This is a genomic window from Pseudomonas sp. CNPSo 3701 (assembly GCF_028674975.1).
In the GTDB taxonomy this organism is placed as follows: Bacteria; Pseudomonadota; Gammaproteobacteria; order Pseudomonadales; family Pseudomonadaceae; genus Aquipseudomonas; species Aquipseudomonas straminea.
This window is the reverse complement of the sequence record NZ_JAQZSI010000001.1, coordinates 1,040,454-1,066,996: the sequence shown is the minus strand read 5'-3', so window position 1 is coordinate 1,066,996 and position 26,543 is coordinate 1,040,454. Positions and strand designations below refer to the sequence as shown.

General features: G+C 64.3%; 27 protein-coding genes. 11 read left to right on the top strand and 16 right to left on the bottom strand.

What is annotated here, in order from left to right:
* The first annotated feature begins 142 nt into the window (after positions 1-142).
* Entirely contained in the window at positions 143-829 is a 687-nt protein-coding gene (locus PVA39_RS04825; protein WP_274123054.1) for an SDR family oxidoreductase, read from the top strand.
* A 116-nt stretch (positions 830-945) separates the two neighbouring features.
* Here PVA39_RS04825 and PVA39_RS04820 read toward each other — a convergent pair whose 3' ends face one another.
* Positions 946-2,046 carry a calcium:proton antiporter gene (locus PVA39_RS04820; RefSeq protein WP_274123053.1) on the bottom strand — a complete coding sequence of 367 codons (1,101 nt, stop codon included), beginning with the start codon at positions 2,044-2,046 and terminating at the stop codon, positions 946-948.
* Between the two features lie 164 nt (positions 2,047-2,210).
* On the opposite strand from PVA39_RS04820, the gene PVA39_RS04815 reads away from it, so the two are divergent.
* Positions 2,211-3,158, top strand: coding sequence for an adenosine deaminase (locus PVA39_RS04815; protein WP_274123052.1), 948 nt, complete (start codon positions 2,211-2,213; stop codon positions 3,156-3,158).
* Between the two features lie 97 nt (positions 3,159-3,255).
* Here PVA39_RS04815 and PVA39_RS04810 read toward each other — a convergent pair whose 3' ends face one another.
* The 4 genes from PVA39_RS04810 to PVA39_RS04795 form a co-directional block, all read right to left on the bottom strand.
* Positions 3,256-3,735, bottom strand: a complete 480-nt coding sequence (locus PVA39_RS04810; protein ID WP_274123051.1) for a copper chaperone PCu(A)C — start codon at positions 3,733-3,735, stop codon at positions 3,256-3,258.
* A 54-nt stretch (positions 3,736-3,789) separates the two neighbouring features.
* Positions 3,790-5,151: a PepSY-associated TM helix domain-containing protein gene (locus PVA39_RS04805; RefSeq protein ID WP_274123050.1), complete on the bottom strand. Its 1,362-nt coding sequence runs from the start codon at positions 5,149-5,151 to the stop codon at positions 3,790-3,792.
* A gap of 74 nt (positions 5,152-5,225) precedes the next feature.
* Positions 5,226-5,621 (bottom strand): DUF2946 domain-containing protein, encoded by a 396-nt coding sequence (locus PVA39_RS04800; RefSeq protein ID WP_274123049.1) that lies wholly within the window; start codon positions 5,619-5,621, stop codon positions 5,226-5,228.
* Between the two features lie 58 nt (positions 5,622-5,679).
* Positions 5,680-6,597 carry a LysR family transcriptional regulator gene (locus tag PVA39_RS04795; RefSeq protein ID WP_274123048.1) on the bottom strand — a complete coding sequence of 306 codons (918 nt, stop codon included), beginning with the start codon at positions 6,595-6,597 and terminating at the stop codon, positions 5,680-5,682.
* A 111-nt stretch (positions 6,598-6,708) separates the two neighbouring features.
* On the opposite strand from PVA39_RS04795, the gene PVA39_RS04790 reads away from it, so the two are divergent.
* Positions 6,709-7,725 carry a zinc-binding alcohol dehydrogenase family protein gene (locus PVA39_RS04790; protein ID WP_274123047.1) on the top strand — a complete coding sequence of 339 codons (1,017 nt, stop codon included), beginning with the start codon at positions 6,709-6,711 and terminating at the stop codon, positions 7,723-7,725.
* A gap of 77 nt (positions 7,726-7,802) precedes the next feature.
* On the opposite strand, the gene PVA39_RS04785 is transcribed toward PVA39_RS04790, so the two are convergent.
* The 5 genes from PVA39_RS04785 to PVA39_RS04765 form a co-directional block, all read right to left on the bottom strand.
* Positions 7,803-8,687, bottom strand: a complete 885-nt coding sequence (locus PVA39_RS04785; protein ID WP_274123046.1) for a ChaN family lipoprotein — start codon at positions 8,685-8,687, stop codon at positions 7,803-7,805.
* A gap of 10 nt (positions 8,688-8,697) precedes the next feature.
* A complete protein-coding gene (locus tag PVA39_RS04780; RefSeq protein WP_274123045.1) occupies positions 8,698-9,465 on the bottom strand; it encodes a heme ABC transporter ATP-binding protein in 768 nt (255 codons plus the stop codon).
* Entirely contained in the window at positions 9,465-10,502 is a 1,038-nt protein-coding gene (locus tag PVA39_RS04775; RefSeq protein WP_274123044.1) for a FecCD family ABC transporter permease, read from the bottom strand. Before PVA39_RS04775 ends, PVA39_RS04780 begins: the two co-directional genes overlap by 1 nt.
* Positions 10,499-11,386 (bottom strand): heme/hemin ABC transporter substrate-binding protein, encoded by an 888-nt coding sequence (locus tag PVA39_RS04770; protein WP_274123043.1) that lies wholly within the window; start codon positions 11,384-11,386, stop codon positions 10,499-10,501. Before PVA39_RS04770 ends, PVA39_RS04775 begins: the two co-directional genes overlap by 4 nt.
* A gap of 70 nt (positions 11,387-11,456) precedes the next feature.
* Entirely contained in the window at positions 11,457-12,518 is a 1,062-nt protein-coding gene (locus PVA39_RS04765) for a hemin-degrading factor (protein WP_274123041.1), read from the bottom strand.
* Positions 12,519-12,717: 199 nt separating this feature from the next.
* Here PVA39_RS04765 and PVA39_RS04760 point away from each other — a divergent pair, with 199 nt between their 5' ends.
* A complete protein-coding gene (locus tag PVA39_RS04760; RefSeq protein ID WP_274123040.1) occupies positions 12,718-15,036 on the top strand; it encodes a TonB-dependent hemoglobin/transferrin/lactoferrin family receptor in 2,319 nt (772 codons plus the stop codon).
* Positions 15,037-15,119: 83 nt separating this feature from the next.
* A complete protein-coding gene (locus PVA39_RS04755) occupies positions 15,120-15,437 on the top strand; it encodes a Rieske (2Fe-2S) protein (RefSeq protein ID WP_274123039.1) in 318 nt (105 codons plus the stop codon).
* Between the two features lie 97 nt (positions 15,438-15,534).
* Here PVA39_RS04755 and sfsA read toward each other — a convergent pair whose 3' ends face one another.
* Positions 15,535-16,245: a DNA/RNA nuclease SfsA gene (gene sfsA, locus PVA39_RS04750; protein ID WP_274123038.1), complete on the bottom strand. Its 711-nt coding sequence runs from the start codon at positions 16,243-16,245 to the stop codon at positions 15,535-15,537.
* Positions 16,235-17,416, bottom strand: coding sequence for a pyridoxal phosphate-dependent aminotransferase (locus PVA39_RS04745; RefSeq protein ID WP_274123037.1), 1,182 nt, complete (start codon positions 17,414-17,416; stop codon positions 16,235-16,237). Before PVA39_RS04745 ends, sfsA begins: the two co-directional genes overlap by 11 nt.
* A gap of 316 nt (positions 17,417-17,732) precedes the next feature.
* Between PVA39_RS04745 and dksA the strand changes: the two genes are divergently transcribed.
* The 3 genes from dksA to PVA39_RS04730 all read left to right on the top strand — a co-directional run bounded on the left by dksA (position 17,733) and on the right by PVA39_RS04730 (position 19,710).
* Positions 17,733-18,176 (top strand): RNA polymerase-binding protein DksA, encoded by a 444-nt coding sequence (gene dksA / locus PVA39_RS04740; protein ID WP_013792734.1) that lies wholly within the window; start codon positions 17,733-17,735, stop codon positions 18,174-18,176.
* 63 nt (positions 18,177-18,239) lie between these two features.
* A complete protein-coding gene (gluQRS, locus tag PVA39_RS04735) occupies positions 18,240-19,127 on the top strand; it encodes a tRNA glutamyl-Q(34) synthetase GluQRS (protein ID WP_274123036.1) in 888 nt (295 codons plus the stop codon).
* A 52-nt stretch (positions 19,128-19,179) separates the two neighbouring features.
* Entirely contained in the window at positions 19,180-19,710 is a 531-nt protein-coding gene (locus tag PVA39_RS04730; protein ID WP_274123035.1) for a hypothetical protein, read from the top strand.
* A gap of 50 nt (positions 19,711-19,760) precedes the next feature.
* Here the strand turns inward: PVA39_RS04730 and PVA39_RS04725 are convergent, their stop codons facing one another.
* Positions 19,761-20,663: a lipase family alpha/beta hydrolase gene (locus PVA39_RS04725; protein ID WP_274123034.1), complete on the bottom strand. Its 903-nt coding sequence runs from the start codon at positions 20,661-20,663 to the stop codon at positions 19,761-19,763.
* Between the two features lie 144 nt (positions 20,664-20,807).
* On the opposite strand from PVA39_RS04725, the gene PVA39_RS04720 reads away from it, so the two are divergent.
* Together PVA39_RS04720 and osmE are read left to right on the top strand one after the other, a co-directional pair.
* Positions 20,808-20,942 (top strand): hypothetical protein, encoded by a 135-nt coding sequence (locus tag PVA39_RS04720; RefSeq protein WP_274123033.1) that lies wholly within the window; start codon positions 20,808-20,810, stop codon positions 20,940-20,942.
* A 106-nt stretch (positions 20,943-21,048) separates the two neighbouring features.
* Positions 21,049-21,402, top strand: coding sequence for an osmotically-inducible lipoprotein OsmE (gene osmE / locus PVA39_RS04715; protein WP_274123032.1), 354 nt, complete (start codon positions 21,049-21,051; stop codon positions 21,400-21,402).
* Between the two features lie 114 nt (positions 21,403-21,516).
* On the opposite strand, the gene cysN is transcribed toward osmE, so the two are convergent.
* The 3 genes from cysN to PVA39_RS04700 all read right to left on the bottom strand — a co-directional run bounded on the left by cysN (position 21,517) and on the right by PVA39_RS04700 (position 25,239).
* Positions 21,517-23,406 (bottom strand): sulfate adenylyltransferase subunit CysN, encoded by a 1,890-nt coding sequence (gene cysN, locus PVA39_RS04710; RefSeq protein ID WP_274123030.1) that lies wholly within the window; start codon positions 23,404-23,406, stop codon positions 21,517-21,519.
* 12 nt (positions 23,407-23,418) lie between these two features.
* Entirely contained in the window at positions 23,419-24,336 is a 918-nt protein-coding gene (cysD, locus tag PVA39_RS04705) for a sulfate adenylyltransferase subunit CysD (RefSeq protein ID WP_074881383.1), read from the bottom strand.
* Positions 24,337-24,480: 144 nt separating this feature from the next.
* Positions 24,481-25,239, bottom strand: coding sequence for a Nif3-like dinuclear metal center hexameric protein (locus tag PVA39_RS04700; RefSeq protein ID WP_274123029.1), 759 nt, complete (start codon positions 25,237-25,239; stop codon positions 24,481-24,483).
* 109 nt (positions 25,240-25,348) lie between these two features.
* Between PVA39_RS04700 and algW the strand changes: the two genes are divergently transcribed.
* On the top strand, positions 25,349-26,494 hold the full coding sequence (gene algW / locus PVA39_RS04695) for a Do family serine endopeptidase AlgW (RefSeq protein WP_093504197.1): 1,146 nt from the start codon (positions 25,349-25,351) through the stop codon (positions 26,492-26,494).
* Positions 26,495-26,543 lie beyond the last annotated feature (49 nt).

Here is a 26,543-nt window from a genome sequence, read left to right as displayed (position 1 = left end):
GACTCTAGACCACCAACCTTTCACGAACCTTTATGGCCTGAAGTGCTAAGCCAATGATTTGTCAGTGAATATGTGGTAACCACAGGTAACGATTGCGCAGCCTTGCTAAGCTGATGGGCCTTGCCATTAGCGGAGTTTCGTCATGCCTTCGAACAGAACTGCCTTGATCATCGGCGCCTCGCGCGGCATCGGCCTGGGCCTGGTGCGCCAGTTGCACGCAGACGGCTGGCAAGTGACCGCCACCGTGCGCGACCCGGCCCGCGCCAGCCACTTGCAGGCCCTAAGCGGGGTGCAGATCGAGTCACTGGATATCGACAATGTCGCGGCCTTGGATGCTCTGGTGCAGCGCCTGCAGGGCCAGGTATTTGACCTGCTTTTCGTCAACGCCGGCATCATCGGTCCGAGCCATCAGTCGGCCGCCAAGGCTACTGCAGAGGAACTCGGCCAGCTGTTCATGACCAACGTGACCGCACCGATTCGTCTCGCTGAGCGCCTGGTCGGGCAGGTGCGCCCGAAGACTGGCGTGCTAGCGTTCATGAGCTCGTGGCTGGGCAGCGTGGCCAACCCCGAGGGCAACAACCTGGCGCTTTACAAGGCCAGCAAGGCGGCGCTCAACTCGCTGACCAACAGCTTCGTCTGCGAACTGCCCGAGCCATGCCCGACCGTGCTGTCGCTGCATCCGGGCTGGGTGAAAACCGACATGGGTGGCGAAGGCGCCATGGTCGAAGTCGCCGACAGCTGCCGCGGCCTGATCGCCCAGGTCGAGCGCTTCGCCGGCCAGGGCGGCCATCACTTCGTCGACTACCTGGGCCGGAAGATCGATTGGTAAGCGCGATTCAGGCTACAGCTTGATGGGCTATCGCCCATCCTACGGTTCTGGCCCCCTAAAGACCGTAGGATGGACCGGGCCGCGTAGGCGCAGCCCATCAATTACCGAAACAACGCCTAAAGCCCCAGCATCGCCAACATGATGAAGGTTGCAAACAGCACGAAGTGAGTCATGCCCTCGATGGCGTTGGTTTCGCCGTCGTTGAGGTTGATGGCGCAGACGATCAGGGTGATGAACACCATCACCGTCTGCACCGGGGTCATGGCCATCTGGAACGGCTGGCCGCTGTACAGCGCCATGGCCTCCATTACCGGCACAGTAAGGATCACCGTCGACAGCGAGGCGCCCAAGGCGATGTTGACCACCGACTGCATACGGTTGGCCAGCGCCGCCCGCAATGCGGTGAGGATCTCTGGCGCAGCGGATATGCCGGCCACCACGATGGCAGTCAGCACGGGCGGCGCGCCGGTGCCTTCCAGACCGACGTCCAGCGCCAGGGACATTACCTCGGCCAGCACGCCGATGACGATCACCCCGAACACCAGCACGCCGATCGACCAGGCCACGTTGACCTCCGAGCCCTGCTCACCGTGGCCATGCCCGTCGCCGCCGCGGTGCTTCTTTTCCGGGTAGCTGTAGCTGAAGAAGTAGCTGTGCGGGCCGACCTGCATGCGCAGGAACACCGCGTAGAGAACCAGCATGGCGCCGATGGTGAACATCGAATACGCCTTCCAGTCCGACTCGGGAATGAACTCGGGCACCACCATGGAAATGCCCATGGCGGTGAGGATCATCACGCTGTAGCTACGGGCCGAGTCGTCGTTGTAGGGCTGCTCACCATGCTTGAGGCCACCCATCAGCGCGGCCAGGCCGAGAATGCCGTTGATGTCGAGCATCACCGCTGAATAGATGGTGTCGCGTACCAGGGTCGGCGACGCCTGGTTGCTCATCATGATCGCCAGGATCACCACCTCGACCAGCACAGCCGACAGTGTGAGGATCATGGTGCCGTAGGGGTCGCCGACCCGCTCGGCCAGTTGCTCGGCATGGTGGGCGACACGCAGCGAGGCGCAGACGATGGCGGCGATTAGCGCCACGGCACCGGCCAGCGCGATGGCCTGGCCATGGCCGAGCAGCGCATGTTCCATCGGCAGGGCGATCAGGGCGGCGAGCACGGCCAGCAGCAGCCAGTATTCCTGCTTGATGGCATTGAACATGGGGTGATTCCTTTCTATGGGTCTGTGACGGCGGACGATCCTGCTCCGACTGCAACATTCTGTAAATGATTCAACCCAACTACCGCTCGGCAAGGCCGATGCCGCACGAGCGACCCCAGGCAGGTAAACTCCGCGCCACGTTTTCAAGCTGATGAGATTTGCCCATGTACGACTGGCTCAACGCCCTGCCCAAGGCCGAACTGCACTTGCACCTCGAAGGTTCGCTGGAGCCCGAGCTGCTGTTCGCCCTGGCCGAGCGCAACCGTATCGCCCTGCCTTGGAGCGATGTCGAGGCGCTGCGCGCGGCTTACGCCTTCAACAACCTGCAGGAATTCCTCGACCTGTATTACCGCGGCGCCGATGTACTGCGCACCGAGCAGGACTTCTACGACCTGACCTGGGCCTACCTGCTCAAGTGCAAGGCGCAGAACGTGGTGCACGTCGAGCCGTTCTTCGATCCGCAGACCCACACCGACCGTGGCATTCCCTTCGAAGTGGTGATGCGCGGCATCAAGGGCGCCCTGGTCGATGGCGAGAAGCAACTGGGCATCAGCCACGGCCTGATCCTCGCGTTCCTGCGCCACCTGCCCGAAGAGCAGGCCTTCCAGACCCTTGAGCAGGCCATGCCATTCCGCGATGCTTTTATCGGCGTTGGCCTCGACAGCTCGGAGAAAGGCTTTCCACCGCGCCTGTTCGAGCGCGTGTTCGCCAAGGCCCGCAGCGAAGGTCTGCACGCCGTGGCCCATGCCGGCGAGGAAGGCCCACCCGAGTACATCTGGGAAGCCCTGGACCTGCTGAAGATCGTGCGCATCGACCATGGCGTACGGGCCAGCGAGGACGAGCGGCTGATGCAGCGCATCATTGACGAGCAGATTCCGCTGACCGTCTGCCCACTGTCGAACACCAAACTCTGCGTGTTCGAGCACATGGGCCAGCACAACCTCCTCGACATGCTCGAGCGCGGCGTGAAGGTCACCGTCAACTCCGACGACCCGGCCTACTTCGGCGGCTACGTCACCGAGAACTTCATGGCCCTGCACGAAGGCCTGGGCATGAGCGAAGCGCAAGCCAAGCGCCTGGCGCAGAACAGCCTGGATGCCAGGCTGGTGTGAAAAGCCGGTAGCCCGGCGTTGAACGAAGCGATACCCGGGGCAGCCGATTCCTGGGTATCACTGCGCTCAAAAGCAGCCTACGGGTGGCGAGCCGGGATCAATGCCCCTTATGCTCATGCCCACCTTCCGCCGCCGGCTCATCCTTCTGCACCGCCACTTCGACCGTCACCGGCCCGGCCTTTTCGAAGGTCAGGGTCATCGGAAAGCGATCACCGGCCTGGGCCTGCTGCTTCAGTTTGAACAGCATCACGTGATAGCCCATGGGCGCGAACTTCACTTCGCCGCCAGCCGGAATCACCACGTTCTGTACCTGCTGCATCTTCATCATGCCGTTCACGTGGGCGTGCTCATGGATCTCCGCCTTGCCGGCAACCGGCGTTTCGACGGTGAGCAGACGGTCATCGGCATCGCCCTTGTTGTGCACCACGAAGTAGGCAGCGGCAGTCGGCGCCACCGGCGGCATTTCACGCGACCAGGGGTGGTCGATGTGCAGTTGGCCGACTTCATATTCGTGAGCATTGGCCAGCAGGCTAGTGGCGAGCAGTGCGGCGGTCAGAGCCAGTTTCTTCAAGATCATGGTGTTTCTCCTTCAAATGAATTCGGGTCGGCCGCTGCGAGGCGGCCGACAGGTTCAGGCCAGACGGCGCGCGCCGAGGCGTGACAGCAGCAGAAAATCGAGTGCCCAAATCGCCAACAGCGAAGCGCCGACCAGGGGGAACAGCACGCCGAGGCCGATCATGATCGCCACGCCGATCTTCCAGCGCGGCAGGTCATGGCGCAGCGGCGGCACGCCCAGGCCTCCGGCGGGGCGGCGTTTCCACCACATGATCAGGCCACTGACCGAGCTGAGCAGAATCATCAGACACACGAACAGCATGAACAGCTGATGTGGCAGGCCGTAGAATTTGCCCATGTGCAGCATCACGCCACCTTCCACTGCACGCGCCGCCAGGCCGTAGTCGGCCCAGCGCACGTCAGCCAACACCGCGCCGCTGTATTGATCGACATGCAGGGTGGCGTCGTTACGCGGATCGTCGGCGAACACCGCGATGGTGTAGACGCCGGTCGGCGTAGTCGGAAAGGTGATGCTGTAGCCTGGGTGCACGTTTCGCTCGCTGGCGATGTCCACCACCTGCTGCAGGCCCACGGTCGGGTTGGCGGTGGATGCCGGGGTGGCGCCGCCATTGTGCGCCGCATGGGGGTCGGATTCGGGCAGCGGGGTGTTCTCCAGCGCCCAGGGCACGGTCTGCTTGTGGCTCTGATTGAGCTCGCCGGCCTGGCGGTCGGAGGTCGGCACCTGATCCCACATGGCGGCCGGAAACTGGTTCCAGGCGCCAGCGAACTGCTTGCCCCAGAAGCCGGTCCAGGTCATGCCGGTGAGCAGCATGAACAGCAGTAGCAAAGCGCCCCAGAAGCCGGTGACGGCATGCAGATCACGCCAGAACACGCGGCCACGAGCCGACAGCCTTGGCCATAGCACACCTGCGCCGCGCCCACGCGGCCACCACAGGTACAGCCCGGACACCACCAGCACCACGCCCCAGCCGGCAGCCAGTTCGATCAGCCGATCGCCCGGCGTGCCGATCAACAGGTCGGCGTGCACGGCGCGGGCCAGGGCCTGCAGGTTGTCGTGGGCGTCCTGGGTACCGAGGATCGCGCCCCCGTAGGGGTCGACGAACACGTTGCGGGTGCGCTCGCCGACCTTCACCACGAACTGGGCGCTGTGGTTGGCGTCCACCGGCGGCAGGTACTTGCCGATGCTGCCCTGGGGATAGACGGCCTGCACGCGGCCGAACATCTCGTCAGCGGTCAGTTGCTGCCCCGAAGGCTCGACCTGCAGCAGGTCGGCGTACATCAACTGGTCCAGCTGCGGTTTGAAAAGGTAGATGATGCCGGTCAGCGACAGCATGATCATGAACGGAATGACGAACAGCCCGGCGTAGAAGTGCCAGCGCCAGGCGAGGTTATAGAAGGACGGTGTCGCGTTTTTCATGTGAAGCCCGATCGTGTGCATAAGCGAACGGCCCGCAACGCAAGGCGCGCAGCAGGCCACGACAAATCAGCGAATCAGGCGATCAGGGGCGAAGCGCGAGGGTTGGCCGAGGGCCACAGATAACGGACAGCACCGCCGGGTTCGGCGCTGGGGCCTGGAGTGATCCGGCGCAGCCTGGGCAGCAGGCCGAGCAGGCCGAAGAAAGCGGCCAGCGCCAGAGCCACAAAGGTGGAGCACAGCAGACAGCTGCTGCCCATCAGCGGCATCGGCATGTTCGTGCCTGCAGCGCCCATGTCCATGGCGGCTCCGTGGCCCGCGCCGGCATCCAGGCCGCAGTAGCCGCCATCCATGCCGCTGAGCTGCAGACCGGTCATCTGCCCATGACCGACCGCACAGGCGAGCGCGCTGAACAGGACGCTGAAATACAGCACCCAGGCGAGCAATGAGCGGTTGGAGCGGGACAGGTTCATGGCTGGCGATTTTAGGGGCAGTGGCGGCAAACGGGCTGTGGTGGATTGCCGCAGCAGCTTAGCGGCGCCACGGCGCCTGCGCCAGCAACTCACTGCAACGCGCCTGCACGAACTCGCGCAGCAGGTGCACCGGCTTGCTCAGTTGCTCGCGGTGGGTACAGATCAGGTTGAGCGGCGTCGGTTCGCCGAGCACCTCTGGTAGCAGCACTTTCAGGCGCCCGGCGTGCACGTCGCCGGCCACGTCCAGCCAGGATTTGTACACCACCCCGGCGCCAGCCACGGCCCAGCGCCGCACCACATCGGCGTCGTCGCTGAGGCGATCACCGGCCACCTGCAGGCTGTGCGCCCGCTCGCCGTCGTGAAACCGCCAGCGCTCGTAGGCGCGGCCGCCGAGCATGTAGACCAGGCAGTTGTGCTGGCGCAGATCAGCGATCTGCCGCGGCTCGCCATGGCGCTGCAGGTAGGTAGGCGCGGCGCACAGCACCCGGCGGTTGCCCGGCGCCACCGGCAGCGCCACCAGGCTCGAGTCCTCTGGCTCGCCGTAGCGCAGGGCGATGTCGACGGGCTCGCGAAACAGATCGGTGATCCGATCGCCAAGCAGCAGGCGCAATTGCACCTGGGGATGGGTCTGCATGAAGGTATCGAGCCAGGGCAGCAGCGTGTTGCGGCCGAAGTCCGAAGGCGCCGCGAGCTGCAGCGGCCCGCTGATCGCCGACTTGCTGCCGGCCAGTTGCTGGCGCCCGGCTTCCAGGCTCTGTAGCGCCTGGCGAGCGTGCAGCAGAAAGGCCTCGCCGTCGGCGGTCAGCCGCAAGCTGCGGGTCGAGCGCACGAACAGGCGCGCCTGCAACTGCTGCTCCAGGCGTTTGAGGCCGGCGCTGGCCACGGCCGGCGATATGTCCAGCTGGCGCGCGGCCGCCGACAGGCTGCCCTCCCCGGCGATGCGCACGAACAGTTGCAGGTCATCGAAACGCAGCATGGCGATCATCTTCAAAAAAATATTGAAAGAGACTCTAGCTGCCTATGGTTTTTCCTGGCAATGGATTGGCGCAAGCTGCCTTCCATCTCAAATCCGCTACAGGACGCCCCCATGAAAGCCGTTGCCTATCACCAGTCGCTGCCCATCGATAATCCACAGGCCCTGCAAGACGTCACGCTCGACGCGCCGACGCCCGGCCCGCGCGACCTGCTCGTCGAGGTTAGAGCCATCTCCGTGAACCCGGTGGACACCAAGATCCGCCGTAACGTAGCGCCCGACGCCGGCCAGCCCAAGGTGCTGGGCTGGGACGCGACCGGCGTGGTCAAGGCAATCGGCAGCGAGGTAACGCTGTTCAAGGTCGGTGATGAAGTCGCCTACGCCGGCGCCATCAACCGTGCCGGGGCCAACAGCGAGCTGCATGTGGTCGACGAACGCATCGTCGGTCGCAAGCCGACCAGCCTGCCGTTCGCCGAAGCCGCTGCCCTGCCGCTGACCGCCATCACCGCCTGGGAGCTGCTGTTCGACCGTCTGCAGGTCGCCGATGGCACGGCCGACCAGGGCCAGAGCCTGTTGGTCATCGGCGCTGCCGGTGGCGTGGGTTCGATCCTCGTGCAACTGGCCCGCCAGCTCACCGGGCTGACCGTGATCGGCACCGCCTCGCGCCCGGAAACCCAGGCCTGGGTTCGCGAACTGGGCGCCCACCACGTGATCGACCACAGCAAGCCGCTGAACGAGGAGTTGGCACGGATCGGCATCGCCCAGGTCACCCACGTGGCCAGCCTGACCCAGACCGACCAGCACTATGACGCCATCGTCGAAGCCCTGGCCCCGCAAGGCCGCCTGGCGCTGATCGACGACCCGCTGCAGCCGCTGGACGTGATGAAGCTCAAGCGCAAGAGCATCTCCCTGCATTGGGAACTGATGTTCACCCGCTCACTGTTCGAGACCGCCGACATGATCGAACAACACCGCCTGCTCGACCGCGTGGCCGAGCTGGTGGATGCCGGCACCCTGAAAACCACCCTGGGCGAGCACTTCGGCACCATCAATGCCGAAAACCTGCGCCGCGCCCATGCCCTGCTGGAAAGCGGCAAGGCCAAGGGCAAGATCGTGCTGGAAGGATTCTGATGCGGCCAGAGAGGCACCGATAACCGGAGCGCCTCGCCCCGAGACAGGCGCTTGACCTGCCCTACGAGGATCTTGCGCTAGCGAAACCGTGCGCAATGATCCTCGGGCGGCAAGGCGGCGGTGTACCACACGTAATCCGCCTGCTCGGCGGTCACCGGTTTACCCGCTTCGGAAAGGATCAGCACCTGGGCGCCATCTGGCTCGCCCAGGTCGCTCAGGTGCAGCGGCACGCCCAGATCGCGGCGCACGTGAAAGGCGCCAGCGAACAGCATCGCCGGCTGCGGCGCTTTCAACAGTTGCTCGGCCATGCGCCGGTCGCGTTGCTGCTGCACGGCGAGCATCGCGGGCAGCTGGCTGATCGGCAGCTTGTCGCAATGGGACTCGCGAATCTGAGCCAGTAGCGGCTCCTGCACGGCCGCCGCAGTCGAGGCCTCTCCTTTCAGCAGCGGTTGCTGGCGGTAGATCGTCATGATCTCGGCACGGTCGAGATTCGCTGCACGCAGCGGATAATCCTGCACCAGCGCATGACGCACGATGGGCCCGTACAGCGCCCACGGCCAACCGTTGCTCCACTCCAGCGCCTTGGGCAGATCGGCGATCTGCAGGCCTTCATGCAGCTGCTGCTTCACATCTTCGACCTGCGGCTGCTGGCTGTTCGCGAGCATTTCCAGCAACAGGCTGCCCTGCCCTCGCCGCGCCTCCAGGGCGCGCAGCAACCACAGCTGCAGGGCATGGTGATCCGGATTGTCATGCTGCTCGCCGACCAGCACCCGGGGCGCCTTCGCCAGGTGAGCGACGAGCTGCTCGGGCGTCAGCCGTGCGCCGCTGCGCAGGTCGATGATCTGCCCCAGGTTGGCGTGCCCACGCCCCTCCGGGCTTTGCCACACGGGCACGGGCGCCAGGGCGGGCGGGCTTTGGCAGGCAGTGAGCAGCAACAGCAGGGCGAAAAACAGCGTACGCATCGGGCTTCCTTCAACGGGCGACGATCAACGGGTGCCCGCGTTCGGGGTGGCGTTGCACCAGCACTTCCAGGCCGAACACCGCGTGCAGCGGCTCGGCACGCAGCACCTCGGCAGGCAGTCCGATAGCATGGGCACGACCGTCGTTGAGCAACAGCAGGCGGTCGCAATAACGCGCCGCCAGGTTCAGGTCATGGAGAATGACCATCACCGCGGCGCCCTGTTCGGCGAAGCGGCGCACGGCCTGCAAGGTGGTGTGCTGATGCAACGGGTCGAGCATGGAGGTCGGCTCGTCGAGCAGCAGCGTCTGCTCGGCACCGCCCGGCCATAGCTGCGCCAGCACCCGCGCCAGGTGCACACGCTGACGCTCGCCGCCGGACAGCTGCAGGTAGCTGCGTTCGGCCAGGTGCTCGGCATCGGCGGCCTGCAGCGCCTCGCGGACGATCTGTTCATCACGCTCGCGGCCGGTGTCGTGGGGCATGCGGCCCATCATCACCACATCGCCGACCACGAAACCGAAGCTCAGCGACGAGCTTTGCGGCAGCACCGCCAGGCGCCGCGCGCGTGCCGTGCCCGGCCAACCCTGCAGCGGACGATCGTCCAGAACGACCTCGCCCGCTGCAGGGCTCAACTCGCCGCACAGGGCGCCCAGCAAGGTGCTCTTGCCAGCGCCATTGGGGCCGAGCACGCCCAGCACTTCACCAGGCTGCAGCTGCAGGTCGATATCGGCAAGCACGGTCTTGTCGCCACGCTGGATCGACAGCTTGCGGGCACTGAGCATCAGGTGCGTCCTCGCAGCAGCAGGTAGAGAAAGAACGGCGCGCCGATCAGGGCGGTGACGATGCCGATGGGCAGCTCGGCGGGGGACAGGATCAGCCGCGCGAACAGGTCGGCGAGCAGCAGCAAACTGGCGCCCGCCAGCGCCGAGGCCGGCAGCAGCACGCGGTGATCGGGGCCGACCAGCAGCCGCACCAGGTGCGGCACCACCAGGCCGATGAAACCGATCATCCCCGCAGCAGCCACGGCGGCACCGACGCCCAGCGCGGTACAGAACACCAGCTCGCGCTTGAGGCGCTCCACCGCAACGCCCAGATGGCGCGCCTCGGACTCGCCGAGCAGCAGGGCGTTCAGCGCCTGGGCGCGGCGCGGCAGCCACAGCGCCACCGCCAGGGTGACCAGCAGCAGCGGCCACAGCCGGGCATAGCAGGCGCCGTTGAGGCTGCCCAGGTTCCAGAAGGTCAGGGTGCGCAAGGTGGCATCGTCGGCCAGGTAGGTGAACAGGCCGATGCAGGCGAACGCCAGGGCATTGAGGGCGATGCCGGCAAGCAGCATGGTGGTCACGCTGGTTTGCCCGTTGCGGCGCCCCAGGCGATAGACCAGCGCGGTCACCACCAGGCCGCCGAGAAAGGCGCACAGCGATAGCAGGTAAGGCGCGAACAGCTCCGGCATCCCGCCCATGGCGGCGCCCCCGACGATGGCGATGGCTGCGCCGAGTGCCGCACCGCTGGAAACGCCGATCAGGCCGGGGTCGGCCAGCGGGTTGCGAAACAGCCCTTGCATGGCCACGCCGCACAGCGCCAGCACGGCGCCGACCGCCAGACCCAGCAGGGTGCGCGGCATGCGGATCTGGCCAAGAATCAGCTCGGCTTGCTGCAGGCCATCGTCCGCCAGTGGTAAGCCGGCCAGGCGCAGGGCGGCCCGCAGGGTATCGCCCAGTGGCAGGCTCACCGGCCCGAGGGCCAGGGACAGCCACAGGGCGAGCGCCAGCAGCAGGCCCAGCGCGATGAACAGTGAGCTCGGGGCGATCACCGGTTTCATGGCGTGGCGGGTGCCAGCGGTGTAAGCCCGGGATAGAAGGCGGCGGAAAGCTCGGCGAGGCCGGCGGGAATGCGCGGGCCGAGCCCACCGACCAGCAGGGTCGGGTCGATGGCCACCAGGCGCCCTTGCTTGCCGGCCTTGGTCGAGGCCAGGGCCGGGTTCTGCTTGAGCAGCGCCTGGCGGGCCTCGTCGCCGCTCAGGCGGCGGTCGGCGAAAACCACCACCTCAGGATCCAGCGCCAGCAGCGCCTCGGTGGACAGCGCCTTGTAGCCTTGGTGGGTGGTCAGGTTCTTGCCGCCAGCCTGCTCGATCATCCAGGCCGCCGCCGTATCCTTGCCGCCGGCCATGGGGCTGCTGCCGGCATGGCCGAGCAGCAGCAGAACGGTCGGTGCCGGGCTTTGCGCCTGGGCCTTGGCGACCCAATCAGCCTGTTCGCTCAGACGCGCCTGATAAGCGGCGAACACGCTCTCGGCCCGCGCCTCGTCACCCAGCAGTGCCCCGATGCGCTTGAGATTGCCATGCAGCACCTGCAGGTCGGCATCGGCAGGCAGCGCCTCGACCTTCACGCCGGCGGCAGCCAGCTGCGCCAGTACCGGCGGCGGGCCCATCTCCTCGGTACCGAGCAGCACCTCGGGGCGCAAGGCCAGAATGCCCTCGGCGGCCAGTTGGCGCTGGTACCCGACGCTGGGCAGCTTCTGCAACGAGGCCGGGTGCTGGCTGGTGGTGTCCACGCCGACCAGTTTGGCCTCACCGCCGAGCTCGACCACCCACTCGCTCAGGGAGCCCCCGGCGCTGACCCAGCGTTGCGGCAGGTTGTCGGCGCTTGCCGCCAGTGGCACCAGCAGGCAGGCGAGCAGGGTGAATGCAGCCAGGGGACGGATCATGGAACAACTCCGGAAGCGGGTTAGTAGCGGCCGCCCGAACGCAGGGGCGGCCGAGGCTGGCAGTGTAGCGTCAGGCCTGCAGAGCAGGTGTCTGCTCGGCCAGAAGACGCCAATCCTCGCGCTCCGGCACGCCGGGCTTGCGCGCGCCGAACAACTGCACGATCAGCTCACCGTTGGCATCGAACGCCTCCCAACTGGTGATCACGCCGTCGCTGCTCGGTTTGCGGACGCGCCACAGCTCATGGATGTCGCCGGTCTTGAGGTGCAGGTTGAACTGCGGGTCGAGCACGTTGAACCAGGTGTCCATCCACTTCAGGTTGCTGACCGGCCCGGTATGGATCTGGATGCAGTGACGGTTGCCGACGAACACCATGATCGGCACTTCGCCGGCTGCCGCGCGCTCGAACAACCCCGCAAGCGCCTCGGGCGCCAGCGGTTCGGCCCATTCACGACCGGCCAGGCGCAACGCCTGGGTGCGTGCCGCGCCGTGGTTCTTCAGCAGGGCGAAGAAATGGTGGGTGTCCTTCAGCGCTGCCCAGCCGGCGCGCAAGGCGTCGCCGTCGATGGCGGCGTCCGGCTGAACGGTCGCAGGAGCCGGCATCGGCTTGAGCGCCAGTTCGCTGCTTTGCTGCTCATCGCGAAAACGCGCGAGCAGCGGCTCCCAGGCTTCCAGCTCGCTGCGTTCGGTAAGGTAGACCTTGTGAACCGCGGTGCCCTGGTGATCAAACACCTGCACGCTGCGCAGCACGCCGCGCGGCGTCTGCTCGGCCACGGCGAAGACGCTGGCCCAGCCGCCGAGGAACAGACGCAGGTCGATATCCGGCGACACCACCAGGCCCATCTGGCCATTACCGGCGATCGTCACCTCGCGGTAAACGCCCTTGCGCTCGTGCACGCAGGATTCGTTGCGGGTCAGCGCCATCACGTGGCCGAGTTCACCCAGCGCGGGCAGCAGCGTTGCCCAGTCGGGGCGCAGGCGCACGGTATCCACAGCCAGGCGGCTGGCGGTCAGCTCGGCCTCACTGACGCCCAGCTTCGCCGCCGCATCCCGGGCCCGCAGGTGCGGCTGCTCGGCACGCAGGTTCTGCCAGGCGGCATAGAGGCCTGCCCCGGCCACGGACTGATCGCTCATCACTTCAACTCCCTTGCAAGGCCCGCTGAGCAGGCGAGGAAAAACCATAGACCGGAAGGGTAAACGGCTGGGTTGGAGAGTAAAACCCAGCAAACACTAAATAATCTTAACCGCCAGTCAATCTTATTTACAAACGATAATCACTACCATCTAATGCGACATCCTTTTCCCATGTATCTCGACATGACAGGAGAATCGCATGTCGCCTACCCCGCCCTTCCCACTTCGCTCCTGCCTGGCCTTTTTGTTGTTCAGTCCTGCATTGGCCGTAGCCCAACAGGCGCCAGGCACAGTGACCGAACTTGAAAGCACGCGCGTGATCAGCACCGCTGTCGAGCAGCCATTACCCACCACCACCTCGACCGATGCCAAGACAATGGATCAGCGTCTGATTCGAAGCTTCGACGATCTGGGGCGGCGTGCGGAACCAGGGGTCAACTTCAATCGCAGCAATGAAAGTATCAATATCCGCGGGCTCGACCGTGATCGGGTACTGACGACAATCGATGGTATTCGCGTTCCCTGGCTGACCGATGGCGCACGCAGTCAAGGCCCATCCGGCGGTGCTCAAGGCGGACTCGACAGCGTGGACTTCAATGGGCTTTCTGCCGTGGATATCGTGCGGGGTTCGAACTCCAGCCAGGTAGGCTCTGGCGCGCTGGGCGGCGCCGTCCAGCTAAGGACGCTGAACCCGCAGGATCTGCTCGGGAACGGCAAGACTTTCGGTAGCCTGATCAAAACCGACTATGACAGTGCCGACGATAGTTGGGGTCTGAATGCTGCACTGGCGGGACGCTACCAAAACACCAGTTGGTTGTTGCAGGGAGGTCAGCGACAGGGACATGAGCTGGAAAATGCTGGCACGTCGAACAGCTTCGGCGCCACACGTACCAGTGCCAACCCGGCCGATACCGACCAGCAAAGCCTGCTGTTCAAGCTCCAGCAGGACTTCGAAGGCGGCCACAAGCTGGGGTTCACAGCCGAGCACTTTGATCGCGACTACGATATCGACAGCCGCAGCAACCAGGGCGGCAACTATCTGATCGGCGACAACAGCACGATCAAGCACGTACGGCGCGAGCGCCTGTCAGTCGATTACGGCTTCGTGGCGGACATTGCCGATGGACTGCTGGATCACGCCAATGTCATCGCCTACTGGCAGAAATTGCGCCGTAACGATGACCAGGCTGGCACCCGCGTAGTAAACGATGCGCGCGCCAATATTCCGGATGCAGTGTTCCAGATGGTAGGTGGCCTGCCAGGCAATCCATATCGCTATCCGAGCGGAGCATTCGGGCGCGACAACCAGATAGAGAAGGAGCTATACGGCGTGTCTGGCGAGGCCGGAAAAACGCTCCGGCTGACCGATAAATCTCACCACCTGGTAGCGGGTGCCGAGTTCTACCGGATCGATACGCAGCAAGTCTCCGAAGGCTACGACAATTGCCCGGCGTTCAGTATCGATCCAAGTAACCCGATGTACATGGGTCCTACCGCCTGCGACTTCCTGCACACCAACCAGGCGGATATGCCCAAGGCTGAGGGTAGCCAATGGGCAATCTACGCACGTGATGAAATCGGCTTCGCCGACAACACCATCACGCTGACACCTGGCATTCGCTATGACGCCTATCGGCAGCAACCCAAAGCTGGTGGCGACTTCGCCAACAACGTCAACCCCAGCAACGAGCAGACACTACGCAGCAGCAGCGACCATAAGCTCTCCGGCAGCCTGCTCGCCACCTGGCAAGCAGATGATGATCTATTGCTCTACGCCCAGTGGGCACAAGGCTTCAAGGCACCGGATGCGACTCAGCTATATATGAACTATGGCGCCGAAGGCAGCTATCTGCGCCTCGGCAACGTTGACCTCAAGCCAGAGGAAAGCAACGGCTTCGAAGTTGGCGCACAACTCGGCGATCAGCGCCTCGGCGGCTCGCTCGCACTGTTCGACAATCGCTACAAGAACTTCATCGACGAAGATGTCGCCGTGGACGCTGCAACGCTCGCGTCCATCGGGCTCGATAATGGCGACTACCCGCTAGGCGTGACCCGCACGCAGAACCGCTCAAAGGTTCACATCTACGGTGCAGAGGCCACAGCTCACTGGGAGTTCCTCACCCAATGGAAACTCTGGGGTTCGGTAGCCTGGGCGGTAGGCAAGGATCGTCAGACCAATCAGCACTTGAGTTCGGTGGCGCCACTGAGCGGCTTGATCGGGCTCGGATATGAAACCGATCACTACGGCGCCGACTTGATGTTGCGTGCAGCGGCAGCACGCAACAAGGTTGAAAACGCGGGTGACTTCAAGGCGCCTGGTTACGGCGTGGTCGACCTGACTGGCTACTGGCAGCCCGTGATGCTTGACGGTGTAAAACTGCAGGCCGGGCTGTTCAACGCGCTAGACAAGAAATACTGGAACGCCCTTAACGTTCCGACCGGCGCCCTGGTTCAGCCTGACGACTATTACAGCGAAGTGGGGCGCAACTTCCGGGTCTCGGCATCCTGGCAGTTCTAGGCACTTCATCCACACACGGACGCGCGCCCCTTCCATCCCCAGGCCGATGCGGGATAATCCCCCGCCCAGGCCTGGAGAATTCGATGATCCGTCTATGCGCCCCCGATGAGCTGCCGGAAGCTCAGAGCCGGGGCTTCGATGTTGAAGACGTGCAGCTGCTCGCCGTGCGCAAGGGCGGCGAGGTGTTCGTGTACCGCAACCGTTGCCCGCACCGGGGCGTGCCGCTGGAATGGCAGGCCGACCAGTTTCTCGATCCCAGCGCCAGCCTGATCCAGTGTGCACGGCATGGCGCGCTGTTTCTGATCGAATCCGGTGAGTGCGTGGCGGGGCCTTGCGAGGGGCAAACGCTGCGGCCTATCGACAGCCGCGAGGATGGCGAGGGGATCTGGGTCGATCTGTAGCGCCAATAACCCTGGGTATCGCTTCGCTCAACGCCAGGCTACAAGAGCGACGCCGCCCCGTAGCCCGAGTCGAGCGCAGCTATACCCGGGAACGCGCTCAACCCAGCAGCACATCCAGCCGTCGCACCACCTCAATCCCCTGAGGCGAAATATCCACCCCATAGGCCAGCACCTCGACGCCCGCCTGCACCGCCTCGCGCAGCGCAGCGGCGTAAGCCGGATCGATTTCCTCGGCTGGCCGCAAGGCCTCGATGCCCGACAGGTTCACGCAATACAGCTGCACGGCACGGATACCACTGCGCGCCAGGGCCGCCAGCTCGCGCAGGTGCTTGGCACCGCGCTCGGTGCGCGCGTCGGGAAAGGCGGCCACGGCGCTGTCGGCGAAACCCAGGGTCACGCTCTTCACTTCGACGAAGGCCACGCCGCTGGCGTATTCGAGGCAGAAATCCACCCGGCTGCGCTCCGCGCCGTAAGGCACTTCACGGCGCAAGGCGCCGAAACCCGCGAGCTCAGGAATTCGCCCGGCACGTAGCGCTTCTTCCACCAGGCCATTGGCCCGTGCCGTGTTGATGCAGGCCAGGCGCCCATGGGGCGTCTCGCCAACTTCCCAGGTACCCGGCAACTTGCGTTTCGGGTCGTTGGAGCGGCTGAACCACACCCGGCAACCCTCGCTCATGCAGTTGAGCATCGAGCCGGTGTTCGGACAGTGGATGGTCAGCAATTCACCGCCGGCGGTTTCGATATCGGCGAGAAAACGCTTGTATCGGCGCAGCAACCGGGCCTCTTCCAGGGGCGGATCAAACTGCATTGGGCCTCCAGCTCGTCAGGCCACGGGCGATCCGCTCAACCGCTTCTTCGAGGCGCGGCAGGCTTTGGGTATAGGCGAAGCGTACATGGTGGCTGGCCTGGTAGCGCCCGAAGTCCAACCCTGGGGTAAAGGCCACGTGCTCGGTCTCCAGAAAGTATTGGCAGAAGGCGTAGGCATCACCACCAAAGGCGCTGACGTCGGCATACAGATAGAAGGCGCCCTCGGGCTCGACGGCAATGCCGAAGCCGAGCTCGCGCAACGCCGGCAGCAGAAAGTCGCGGCGCTCGGCAAAGGCGGCGCGGCGCTCCTCGAAGATGGCCATCGACTCCGGCTGGAAGCAGGCCAGCGCGGCATGCTGGGCCATGCTCGGCGCGCTGATGTAGAGGTTCTGCGCGAGCTTTTCCAGGTCTGCAACCGCTTCTTCCGGCGCTACCAGCCAACCCAGGCGCCAACCGGTCATGCCGAAATACTTGGAGAAGCTGTTGAGCACGAAGGCGTCGTTATCCACCTCCAGCACGCTGCTGGCGTCCACGCCGTAGGTCAGGCCGTGGTAGATCTCGTCGACCACCATATGGCCGCCCCGCGCTTTCAGCGCTGCGGACAGTGCTGCCAGCTCGGCGGCGCTGAGCAGCGTGCCGGTCGGGTTGGCGGGCGATGCGAGCAATGCGCCGACGCTGTCGTCGTTCCAGTACTCGGCGACGCTTTCCGGGGTGAGCTGATAACGCTGCTCGGGGCCGACCGGCACCAACTGCGCCGCCCCTTCGACCAGGCGCAGAAAATGCCGGTTGCAGGGGTAGCCCGGGTCGGCCAGCAGCCAGTGCTTGCCGGGGTCGACCAGCAGGCTCGCCGCCAGCAGCAGTGCACCCGAGCCGCCCGGCGTGATGAGAATGCGCTGGGGGTCTATGCTCAGCCGATAGCGCTGCTGGTAGAAGCCGGCAATCGCCTCGCGCAACGCCGGCAAACCCCGCGCGGAGGTATAGCGGGTATGGCCGGCCGCCAACGCGGCCTGCCCGGCGGCGACGATGGGCGCAGCGGTGGTGAAGTCTGGTTCGCCGATTTCCAGATGAATGACGTCATGGCCCTCGGCCTGCAACTGATTGGCGCGGGCCAGCAGGGCCATCACGTGAAAGGGTTCGATCGCGCGGCTGCGGGCGCTGTAAGGCTGTGCCATGGGTCTGCCTTGTTAAAAGATAAAGGTGGAATTGTATCAGCGCCGCTCTGTCATACCGTGCCAACGCACCACTGAAATACGTGTTTACATTGCGATTGCAGGCATCTGGAAGCGGGTGTGCGGTGGCTCTTCGGGGTCACTGCAAAGCCCTGACAGGGCCGGCTCGAAACCAGATGCACAACCGCGACATCCGGGAGTGGCGCGGCCGGAGTCGATCTGGTAAGTTCGCCGGCTTGCAGTCGCAGGGCCGTTATTGTAAACGGCAACGGACACATTCCCTGCGCAGTGGATTAGAGAGAGTGAGAGGCGGTCATCCATGCCCACCAAAGCAAAAGCAACAAACGGCCAATTGATTCGTGGCTTCGAACCCTACAAGGAAACCAAGGGCGAGGAGTACATGAGCGAGGCGATGCGCGCCCACTTCACCAGTATCCTGAACAAATGGAAGCTGGAGCTGATGCAGGAAGTCGACCGTACCGTGCATCACATGCAGGACGAAGCGGCCAATTTCCCGGATCCAGCCGACCGCGCCAGCCAGGAAGAGGAATTCAGCCTGGAACTGCGTGCCCGTGATCGCGAGCGCAAGCTGATCAAGAAGATCGACGAGACGCTGCAGCTGATCGAAGACGAAGATTACGGCTGGTGCGACTCCTGCGGTGTCGAGATCGGCATCCGTCGCCTGGAAGCGCGCCCTACTGCCACCCTGTGCATCGATTGCAAGACCCTGGCGGAAATCAAGGAAAAACAGGTCGGCTCCTGAGTCGATCCACAGACGGGGCGCTCAGGCGCTCCGTTTCGTTTCGCCCCGCACAAACGTCCCGCCATGCATAAACCCGCCTATATCGGTCGCTTCGCGCCCACACCCAGTGGCTATCTGCACTTCGGCTCGCTGGTCGCCGCCCTCGCCTCCTATCTCGATGCCCGCTCCGTCGGCGGCCGCTGGCTGCTGCGCATGGAAGACCTCGACCCGCCCCGAGAAGTGCCTGGTGCCCAGGCCGCCATCCTGCAGACCCTGGAGCGCTATGGCCTGCACTGGGACGGCGAGCTGGTGCGCCAGAGCGATCGCCACGGCGAATACGAAGCGCTGGTGCAGCGCCTGTTCGACCAGGGCCTGGCCTACGCCTGCACCTGTTCGCGCAAGCAGCTCGAAGGCAGCGGTGGCATTTACCCGGGCCATTGCCGCAACGCCGGGCACGCCTGCCATGACGCGGCCATCCGCCTGCGCGTGCCCGAGCTGACCTACCGTTTCACCGATCGCGTGCAAGGTGAATACAGCCAGCACCTGGGCCGCGAGGTCGGCGACTTCGTGATCCGCCGCCGCGACGGCCTGTACGCCTATCAGCTCGCCGTGGTGCTGGACGATGCCTGGCAGGGTATCAACAGCGTGGTACGCGGCGCCGACCTGCTCGACTCCACGCCGCGCCAGCTCTACCTACAGGAACTGCTCGACTTCTCCCAACCGCGTTACCTGCATGTGCCGCTGATCATCCAGCCCGACGGCCACAAGCTCGGCAAGTCCTACCGCTCGCCGCCCCTGCCCGGCGACCAGGCCACGCATTTGCTGATCCGCGCATTACGTGCCCTGGGTCAGCCCGCGCCCGACGAGTTGGTCGATGCCAGCGTCGAAGAGCTGCTGCAGTGGAGCGCCAGGCACTGGGATGCCGGCCTCATTCCCCGTACCCGCAATCTGGCCGAAAGCCAGTTGCGCTGAACGCGGCTAACGGGCAGCCTTGCGCACCCAACGTCATCATCAGGAAATCGCCATGCGCGCCCAGCTCGAAGAACTCATCGGCAAAATCAGCTCGGGCTGCCTGCCACAGAACGAAATCAGCCGCATCGCCGACGAAGCGGCCCAGGCCTACGCCGATCCGGCCGCCTTCCTGGCGGCCAATCCGGACATCAATTACGACGACAGCTTCCCCATTCACCTGGGCGAGTGGATGGTGGTCGGCAACCTGCCGGACACCGTGCTGTTCCAGGCCGACAGCTACGAAGATCTGTTCGGTCAGATCACCGAGTCGTTCGGCCCCGAAGTGAGCTTCGTGCTGACTGCCAAGCAGTTGAAGAAGGTCGAGCCGCTCAAGGCCCTGAACCGCATCCAGGTGCAGCTCGGCAGCCTGTCGAAGGAAACCCAGGGCTACACGCTGGTCGACTTCAGCGAGCCGCTGGATGACGCGCTGCAGGCCGTGCTGGTGTACACCAGCGATCTGCCACGAGTGCTGGAGCTGGCGGTCGAGATCGGCATTTACGCGGCGCCGGCTTACGAAGCGCTGAAGGCTGCGCAGGCGCAATAAAGACGACTGGGCACCTGGGTGTCGCTTCGCTCGACCCAGGCTACGTCGCTTTACAGCCCCGCGTCGTGCAGCCGACGCAGGTGCTCGATATACAGGCCGACCGGATCGACACCCTCGCCGACCCGGCCGAAGTGCTGGTTGACGATATCCAGGTGATCGAGCGGGTAATCGTCGCGGATCACCTTGCCCAGATGCGAACTGACCCGCCCGACCATGCCGTCGCATTGACCGGCCTCGCGCACGAAGGTGCGGGCGAAACGGCGACAGAACCAGTTCGACGGATCACGTCGGTTGCCACCCTGGTCGGTGATGCCCGGCTGCAGGGTGCCGGACCAGGAGTAATAGCGCACGCCATTGACCTCCTCGGGCCCGTCTTCGCCCCAAGCCGAGGGCAAACCCTGCGGGTACTGGTGGTTGAAGATGCCCACGCCCTCGGTGGTCAGCGAGCGGTGGGCGGCGGTGGCGTTGATCGGCAGGCTCGCCCCGCGTAGCCCGCCGTCGAGCAGGGTAAATAGCCGCGCCAGCATATGGGTGCTGGTGCGCATCAGCAGGCGGCGCAGACTTTTCGAGGCGTACTTGCGTTCTAGGTGATCGGCCAGCTCGGAACCCTGGTTGGGCCCGGCCACGGAGGTTACCGAGGCGACCCATTCCGGGCGGTGGGCGGCGGCGTAACGGCAAACCAGTGCGCCCTGGCTGTGGCCGATCAGGTGCACCTTCTGCGCGCCGCTGCGTCGCCGCGCCTCGGCAATCTGCAGCAGCAGCTGCTCACCACGCAGTTCGGTGGCATGCACCGGCGACAGACGCGCCGGGTATACCTCAACACCCTGATTGCGCAGCGCAGCGGTGATGCCATACCAGTAGTCCATCCCGCACAGTTTTACGAAGCCCAGCATGCCGGGCACCAGCACCAGTGGATACCGGGGAACTGCGCGATGATCCTTTTCAGCTTCCATTGGAGCGTTACCTCGTGAGCGACTGGTCACGTGCAACGCGCATCATGACAGTCGATGGCCACTATCGAGCCGTTCGACTTCATCCAAGACTGCCTCGCCCCTAGCATGGTTCCGTGAAACACCGAATGCGAAACGAGGTACACCATGAAAGCCCTGACAATTACCCTGCTGCTGAGCCTGCTCAGCACCCAAGTGATGGCCCTGCCAAGCCGCAACCCGTCGCCGATCCTCGGTGAAGCCGTGGACAGCAGCCAGATGCAGATGCGGACCGAGCAGTGAGGCGCCCACCGCAAGGCCTGTGCGAAAGGCACCTGATTTAAGCCGAACTTAATTCCCTGGCCCAGGCTCAGAAAAATGGTCTGGTTCATCACAAGGGAAATTAACCATGTTCAAGCAAAGCCTGGGTGCCGCCTGCGTACTGGTCGTTCTGACCGGTTGTGCCGGCAAGCCGGAAAATCCGGTCGACCACTTCACCTTCCGTAACGAACCGCTGGTCAAGCAGGTCGAGAAGGACATGAGCAAGTCCACCGTTCTCGAACTGGGCGGCCCACCTTCCACGGAAATCAACCGCACCGTCGTGCCGGGCACCTGCAACAACTACATCCTCAACAAGGATGGCAAGCAGCAGCCCTACTACGTCGCGTTCAACTCGGCTGAGCGCGTGGAAAGCAAAGGCTTCCTGACCTGCGAACAGATGGAGATCAACGAGCGTGAGCGCGCCCGTGGTCACGGCATCTGATTGCTGACGCTGAAATTAAAAATGCCCGCCTCGTGAGAGAGCGGGCATTTTTAATTTCAGCAAAACCTGCTTCTAACGCAGCTGCGCCGAAGCGCAGCTGACCATAAGCAGGTTTTAGATGGCGCCGCGGGCACGCAGTACGGCTAGCACCTGCTTGACGCCGTCCTCCACCGACACGCTTTGGGTGTCGATGACCAGGTCGGCATTGAGCGGTACATCATACGGGAAGGACTCGCCCGGGATGTTGTCGCCACCGGCCGCGTACAGCCCCTGCGGATCGCGCTCGGCGCACACCTGCGGCGAAGCCTGCACGTAGACGGTGACCAGTCGCTCGGCGCCGATCAGCGCCCTGGCCTGCTCGCGGCCTTCGGCATCCGGCGCCACGAACGCAGCGAGAGCAATCAGCCCTGCTTCGTTGAACTGACGCGCCACATGGGCGGCACGACGCCAGTTCTCGGCACGGCCGGCACGATCCTGCGGCAGTCCCTTGTTCAGGTCATGGCGCAGATTCTGGCCGTCGAGCACGTACACCGCACGCCCCATGTCGAACAGCTTGCGCTCCACGGCATAAGCCAGTGTGCTCTTGCCGGCGCCGGACAGGCCGCTGAACAGCACGGTGGCCGGCTGCTGACCGAGTCGCGCAGCACGCTCGCTGGTGGAAACGTGGCCGCTGTCGGCATGGTGCGCACCGTTGCTGGCATCGGCGATGATCATGCCGGCGCCCACAGTGCCGTTGGTCAGGCGGTCGATGACGATGAACGCACCGGTGGTGCGGTTATGCTCGTAGCCGTCCAGGGCGATGGGCGCATCCAGCGCGACCTTGACCTTGCCGATCTCGTTGAGCTGCAGGCTGCTCGCCGCCCCCTGCTCCAGAGTGTTCACGTCGACCCGGTGGGTGATGCTGGCGATCGAGCCCGGCACATAGCTGGTAGCACGCTTGATGTCGTATTTCTTGCCCGGCAGCATCGGCTCTTCGGCCATCCACACCAGCATGGCGTCAAAGCTGTCGGTCACCTGCGGACGGTTGTCGGCGTGCACCAGCATGTCGCCGCGCGACACGTCGATTTCGTCTTCCAGGGTCAGGGTGATGGCCTGGCCCGGGCCGGCCTGCTCCAGCTCACCTTCATAGGTGACGATGGACTTGACCTTGCTGCCCTTGCCCGACGGCAGCGCGATGACTTCATCGCCCTTGCGCACGATGCCGCTGGCCAGGGTGCCGGCGAAACCGCGGAAATTGAGGTTCGGGCGGTTGACGTACTGCACCGGGAAGCGCAGGTCGTCGAAGTTGCGATCGCCCGCCACTTCCACGCTCTCGAGGATTTCCATCAGCGACTGACCGGTGTACCAGGGCGAGCGCTCGGACTTGTTGACCACGTTGTCGCCCTTGAGCGCCGACATGGGTACAAACTCCAAGGTGGTCGGGCGCAGGTCGATCTTCTCGGCAAAGGCCAGGTAATCGGCCTTGATCTGCTCGAACACGCCCTGGTCGAAGTCCTTGAGGTCCATCTTGTTGACGGCGACGACGATGTGCTTGATGCCCAGCAAGGACGCGATAAAGCTGTGCCGTTTGGTCTGGGTCTGCACGCCGTAACGGGCGTCGATCAGGATGATGGCCAGGTCGCAGGTCGAAGCGCCGGTGGCCATGTTGCGCGTGTACTGCTCATGGCCGGGGGTGTCGGCGATGATGAACTTGCGCTTGGCGGTTGAGAAATAGCGGTAGGCGACATCGATGGTGATGCCCTGCTCGCGCTCGGCCTGCAGGCCGTCGACCAGCAGCGCCAGGTCGACCTCCTCACCAGTGGTGCCGCTCTTCTTCGAATCGCGGGTGATGGCTTCCAGGTGATCTTCGTAGATCATCTTGGAGTCGTGCAGCAGGCGCCCGATCAGGGTGCTCTTGCCGTCATCGACGTTACCGCAGGTGAGGAAGCGCAGCAGTTCCTTGCGCTCGTGCTGAGCCAGGTAGGCGTGAATGTCCTGGCTGATCAAATCGGATTGGTGACTCATGGTGCGTGATCCTCAGAAATAGCCCTGACGTTTCTTTTCTTCCATCGAGCCGGCGGCGTCATGATCGATCACGCGGCCCTGGCGTTCGGAAGTCCGGGTCAGGAGCATTTCCTGGATGATGTCGGTCAGGCTTTCGGCCTCGGACTCCACCGCGCCGGTCAGCGGGTAGCAGCCCAGGGTGCGGAAACGCACCTTCTTCTTCTGGATACGTGCCTTCTCCTCGTCGCTCAGGTGCTCGAGGATACGCTCGTCATCGATCATGATCAGCGTGCCGTTCTTCTCGATCACTTCACGCTCGGCGGCGAAGTACAGCGGCACGATCGGGATCTGTTCCAGATAGATGTACTGCCAGATATCCAGCTCGGTCCAGTTGGAGAGCGGGAACACGCGGATCGACTCGCCCTTCTTGACGTTGCCGTTATACACGTTCCACAGCTCGGGACGCTGGTTCTTCGGGTCCCAGCGGTGCTTGCTGTCGCGGAACGAGTAGACACGCTCCTTGGCACGGGACTTCTCTTCGTCGCGGCGCGCGCCACCGAAGGCGGCATCGAAGCCGTACTTGTCCAGCGCCTGCTTGAGGCCTTCGGTCTTCATCACATCGGTATGCTTGGCACTGCCGTAGGTGAAGGGGTTCATGTCCTGCGCCACACCGTCGGGATTGATGTGGGTGATCAGGTCCAGGCCCATCTCGCTGACCATCTTGTCGCGGAAGCGATACATCTCCTGGAATTTCCAGCGCGTGTCGACGTGCATCACCGGAAACGGCAGCTTGCCGGGAAAGAACGCCTTGCGCGCCAGATGCAGCATCACGGCGGAATCCTTGCCGATGGAATAGAGCATCACCGGGTTGTCGAATTCGGCGGCCACTTCACGAATGATGTGGATACTTTCCGCCTCGAGCTGTTTCAAGTGCGTCAGTTTGTCGAGCATGGCTACTCACGAGGTCACGGTATTTATTCAGGCCAAACGGGCCTTGGATGAGGGCGCACTCTAGCACAGCGCCTACTTCTAATCAGGGCGCCGCTTAGATCGAAACGCTCTAGCTTTATGCCCGGGAATTTGGACGTCTGGCGCTCAAATCGGATTCGGGCAATCGATAAACAGGTGCTCGATGGCGAAGCGTCGGCTCAGGTATTCGCCCAGCGCCTGCACGCCGTAGCGCTCGGTAGCATGATGGCCAGCAGCGATGAAGCTGACGCCGTTTTCCCGGGCGCTGTGGTAGGTCTGCTCGGAGGCTTCCCCGGTGAGGTACAGATCGACGCCAGCAGCGATGGCCTGGTCGATATAGCCCTGGCCGCCGCCGGTACACCAGCCGATACGGCTGACCATTCGGTCTTCCTCCACCAGCAGTGGTTCGCGGCCCAGCACTTCGTGCACACGGCGAGCGAAGTCGCGGGCGCTCATTGGCTGCGTCAGCGAGCCGACCAGGCCAACGGTGCGAGGATTGTCGGGCTCCAGCGGCCCCTCTACGGTGATATCGAGCTGCCGCGCCAGCTGCACGTTGTTGCCGACTTCCGGGTGCACGTCCAGCGGCAGGTGATAAGCCAGCAGGCTGATGTCGTTGGCCAGCAGGGTTTTCAGACGGCGTTGCTTCATGCCGGTGAGGCAGGGATTCTCACCCTTCCAGAAGTACCCGTGGTGCACCAGCAGCACATCGGCGCGCGCTTCGACGGCAGCCTCGATCATCGCCAGGCTGGCGGTCACGCCGCTGACGATGCGCTGCACCTGCGGCCGCCCCTCGACCTGCAGGCCATTGGGGCAGTAATCGCTGATGCGCGAGGCGCCAAGGTAGCGTTCGGCTTCCTCTACCAGAGTGGTCAGGGCAATGGCCATACAGAATTCCTCACGAACGGTTGCGAACCGCTGCTTTCTTGGCACGGTTCTCTATAATGGCGCACCTTAAGGGCCCGCTAGGGGCCTCGCAACCCTCAGGACTGGATCGATGCTCAAGGCCCTGCGTTTCTTCGGCTGGCCACTACTGGTTGGCGTTCTGGTGTCGCTGCTGATCATGCAGCAGTACCCGCAGCTGGTCGGTTTGCCCATGCATGACGTACAGCTGCGTCAGGCGCCGATCTACACGCGCTTCGAGGAGGGCCCTGCCTCCTACGCCACCGCCGTCAGTGTCGCCTCGCCCGCGGTGGCCAACCTGTACACCACCAAGTACGTGGGCAAATCCAACCACCCGCTGCTCGATGACCCGCAGTTCCGCAAGTTCTATGGCGAGAACCTGCCCGGCCAGCGCCGCATGGAATCCAGCCTCGGCTCGGCGGTGATCATGAGTCCGGAAGGCTACCTACTGACCAACAACCACGTGACCGCCAACGCCGACCAGATCGTGGTGGCCCTCAAGGATGGCCGCGAGACTCTGGCTCGAGTGATCGGCAGTGACCCGGAGACCGATCTGGCGGTACTGAAGATCGACCTCAAGGATCTACCGGCCATCACCCTCGGCCGCTCCGACAACATCCGCATCGGCGACGTCACCCTGGCCATCGGCAACCCCTTCGGCGTCGGCCAGACCGTGACCATGGGCATCATCAGCGCCACCGGCCGCAACCAGCTGGGCCTCAACACCTACGAAGACTTCATCCAGACCGACGCGGCGATCAACCCAGGCAATTCCGGCGGCGCCCTGGTCGACGCCTACGGCAACCTGGTGGGCATCAACACGGCGATCTTCTCCAAGTCCGGCGGCTCTCAGGGCATCGGCTTCGCCATCCCGGTGAAGCTAGCGATGGATGTCATGCAGGCGATCATCGAGCACGGCAAGGTGATTCGCGGCTGGCTGGGCCTGGAAGTGCAGCCGCTGACCCCGGAGCTGGCCGAATCCTTTGGCCTGGAAGGCCGCAAGGGCATCATTGTCGCCGGCATCTACCGCAACGGCCCGGCGCAGAAGGCTGGCCTGCAGCCAAACGATCTGATCCTCAAGATCGACGGCGAACCAGCCGGCGACGCCCGCCGTTCGATGAACCAGGTGGCTCGCGCCAAGCCCGGCGAGACTATCCGCATCGAAGTGATGCGCAACGGCAAGCCGCTGGAGCTCAAGGCCGAGGTCGGCATCCGCCCGCCGGTGGCCACCAGCAACTGATACCTAAAGCTGTCGCGGATACGAAAAAGCCAGGGCCTGTGCCCTGGCT

Excerpts from the sequence above, each read along its gene's own strand:
- PVA39_RS04825 (WP_274123054.1), top strand. The coding sequence starts at position 143 with ATGCCTTCGAACAGAACTGCCTTGATCATCGGCGCCTCGCGCGGCATC.
- PVA39_RS04820 (WP_274123053.1), bottom strand. The coding sequence starts at position 2,046 with ATGTTCAATGCCATCAAGCAGGAATACTGGCTGCTGCTGGCCGTGCTC.
- PVA39_RS04815 (WP_274123052.1), top strand. The coding sequence starts at position 2,211 with ATGTACGACTGGCTCAACGCCCTGCCCAAGGCCGAACTGCACTTGCAC.
- PVA39_RS04810 (WP_274123051.1), bottom strand. The coding sequence starts at position 3,735 with ATGATCTTGAAGAAACTGGCTCTGACCGCCGCACTGCTCGCCACTAGC.
- PVA39_RS04805 (WP_274123050.1), bottom strand. The coding sequence starts at position 5,151 with ATGAAAAACGCGACACCGTCCTTCTATAACCTCGCCTGGCGCTGGCAC.
- PVA39_RS04800 (WP_274123049.1), bottom strand. The coding sequence starts at position 5,621 with ATGAACCTGTCCCGCTCCAACCGCTCATTGCTCGCCTGGGTGCTGTAT.
- PVA39_RS04795 (WP_274123048.1), bottom strand. The coding sequence starts at position 6,597 with ATGCTGCGTTTCGATGACCTGCAACTGTTCGTGCGCATCGCCGGGGAG.
- PVA39_RS04790 (WP_274123047.1), top strand. The coding sequence starts at position 6,709 with ATGAAAGCCGTTGCCTATCACCAGTCGCTGCCCATCGATAATCCACAG.
- PVA39_RS04785 (WP_274123046.1), bottom strand. The coding sequence starts at position 8,687 with ATGCGTACGCTGTTTTTCGCCCTGCTGTTGCTGCTCACTGCCTGCCAA.
- PVA39_RS04780 (WP_274123045.1), bottom strand. The coding sequence starts at position 9,465 with ATGCTCAGTGCCCGCAAGCTGTCGATCCAGCGTGGCGACAAGACCGTG.
- PVA39_RS04775 (WP_274123044.1), bottom strand. The coding sequence starts at position 10,502 with ATGAAACCGGTGATCGCCCCGAGCTCACTGTTCATCGCGCTGGGCCTG.
- PVA39_RS04770 (WP_274123043.1), bottom strand. The coding sequence starts at position 11,386 with ATGATCCGTCCCCTGGCTGCATTCACCCTGCTCGCCTGCCTGCTGGTG.
- PVA39_RS04765 (WP_274123041.1), bottom strand. The coding sequence starts at position 12,518 with ATGAGCGATCAGTCCGTGGCCGGGGCAGGCCTCTATGCCGCCTGGCAG.
- PVA39_RS04760 (WP_274123040.1), top strand. The coding sequence starts at position 12,718 with ATGTCGCCTACCCCGCCCTTCCCACTTCGCTCCTGCCTGGCCTTTTTG.
- PVA39_RS04755 (WP_274123039.1), top strand. The coding sequence starts at position 15,120 with ATGATCCGTCTATGCGCCCCCGATGAGCTGCCGGAAGCTCAGAGCCGG.
- sfsA (WP_274123038.1), bottom strand. The coding sequence starts at position 16,245 with ATGCAGTTTGATCCGCCCCTGGAAGAGGCCCGGTTGCTGCGCCGATAC.
- PVA39_RS04745 (WP_274123037.1), bottom strand. The coding sequence starts at position 17,416 with ATGGCACAGCCTTACAGCGCCCGCAGCCGCGCGATCGAACCCTTTCAC.
- dksA (WP_013792734.1), top strand. The coding sequence starts at position 17,733 with ATGCCCACCAAAGCAAAAGCAACAAACGGCCAATTGATTCGTGGCTTC.
- gluQRS (WP_274123036.1), top strand. The coding sequence starts at position 18,240 with ATGCATAAACCCGCCTATATCGGTCGCTTCGCGCCCACACCCAGTGGC.
- PVA39_RS04730 (WP_274123035.1), top strand. The coding sequence starts at position 19,180 with ATGCGCGCCCAGCTCGAAGAACTCATCGGCAAAATCAGCTCGGGCTGC.
- PVA39_RS04725 (WP_274123034.1), bottom strand. The coding sequence starts at position 20,663 with ATGGAAGCTGAAAAGGATCATCGCGCAGTTCCCCGGTATCCACTGGTG.
- PVA39_RS04720 (WP_274123033.1), top strand. The coding sequence starts at position 20,808 with ATGAAAGCCCTGACAATTACCCTGCTGCTGAGCCTGCTCAGCACCCAA.
- osmE (WP_274123032.1), top strand. The coding sequence starts at position 21,049 with ATGTTCAAGCAAAGCCTGGGTGCCGCCTGCGTACTGGTCGTTCTGACC.
- cysN (WP_274123030.1), bottom strand. The coding sequence starts at position 23,406 with ATGAGTCACCAATCCGATTTGATCAGCCAGGACATTCACGCCTACCTG.
- cysD (WP_074881383.1), bottom strand. The coding sequence starts at position 24,336 with ATGCTCGACAAACTGACGCACTTGAAACAGCTCGAGGCGGAAAGTATC.
- PVA39_RS04700 (WP_274123029.1), bottom strand. The coding sequence starts at position 25,239 with ATGGCCATTGCCCTGACCACTCTGGTAGAGGAAGCCGAACGCTACCTT.
- algW (WP_093504197.1), top strand. The coding sequence starts at position 25,349 with ATGCTCAAGGCCCTGCGTTTCTTCGGCTGGCCACTACTGGTTGGCGTT.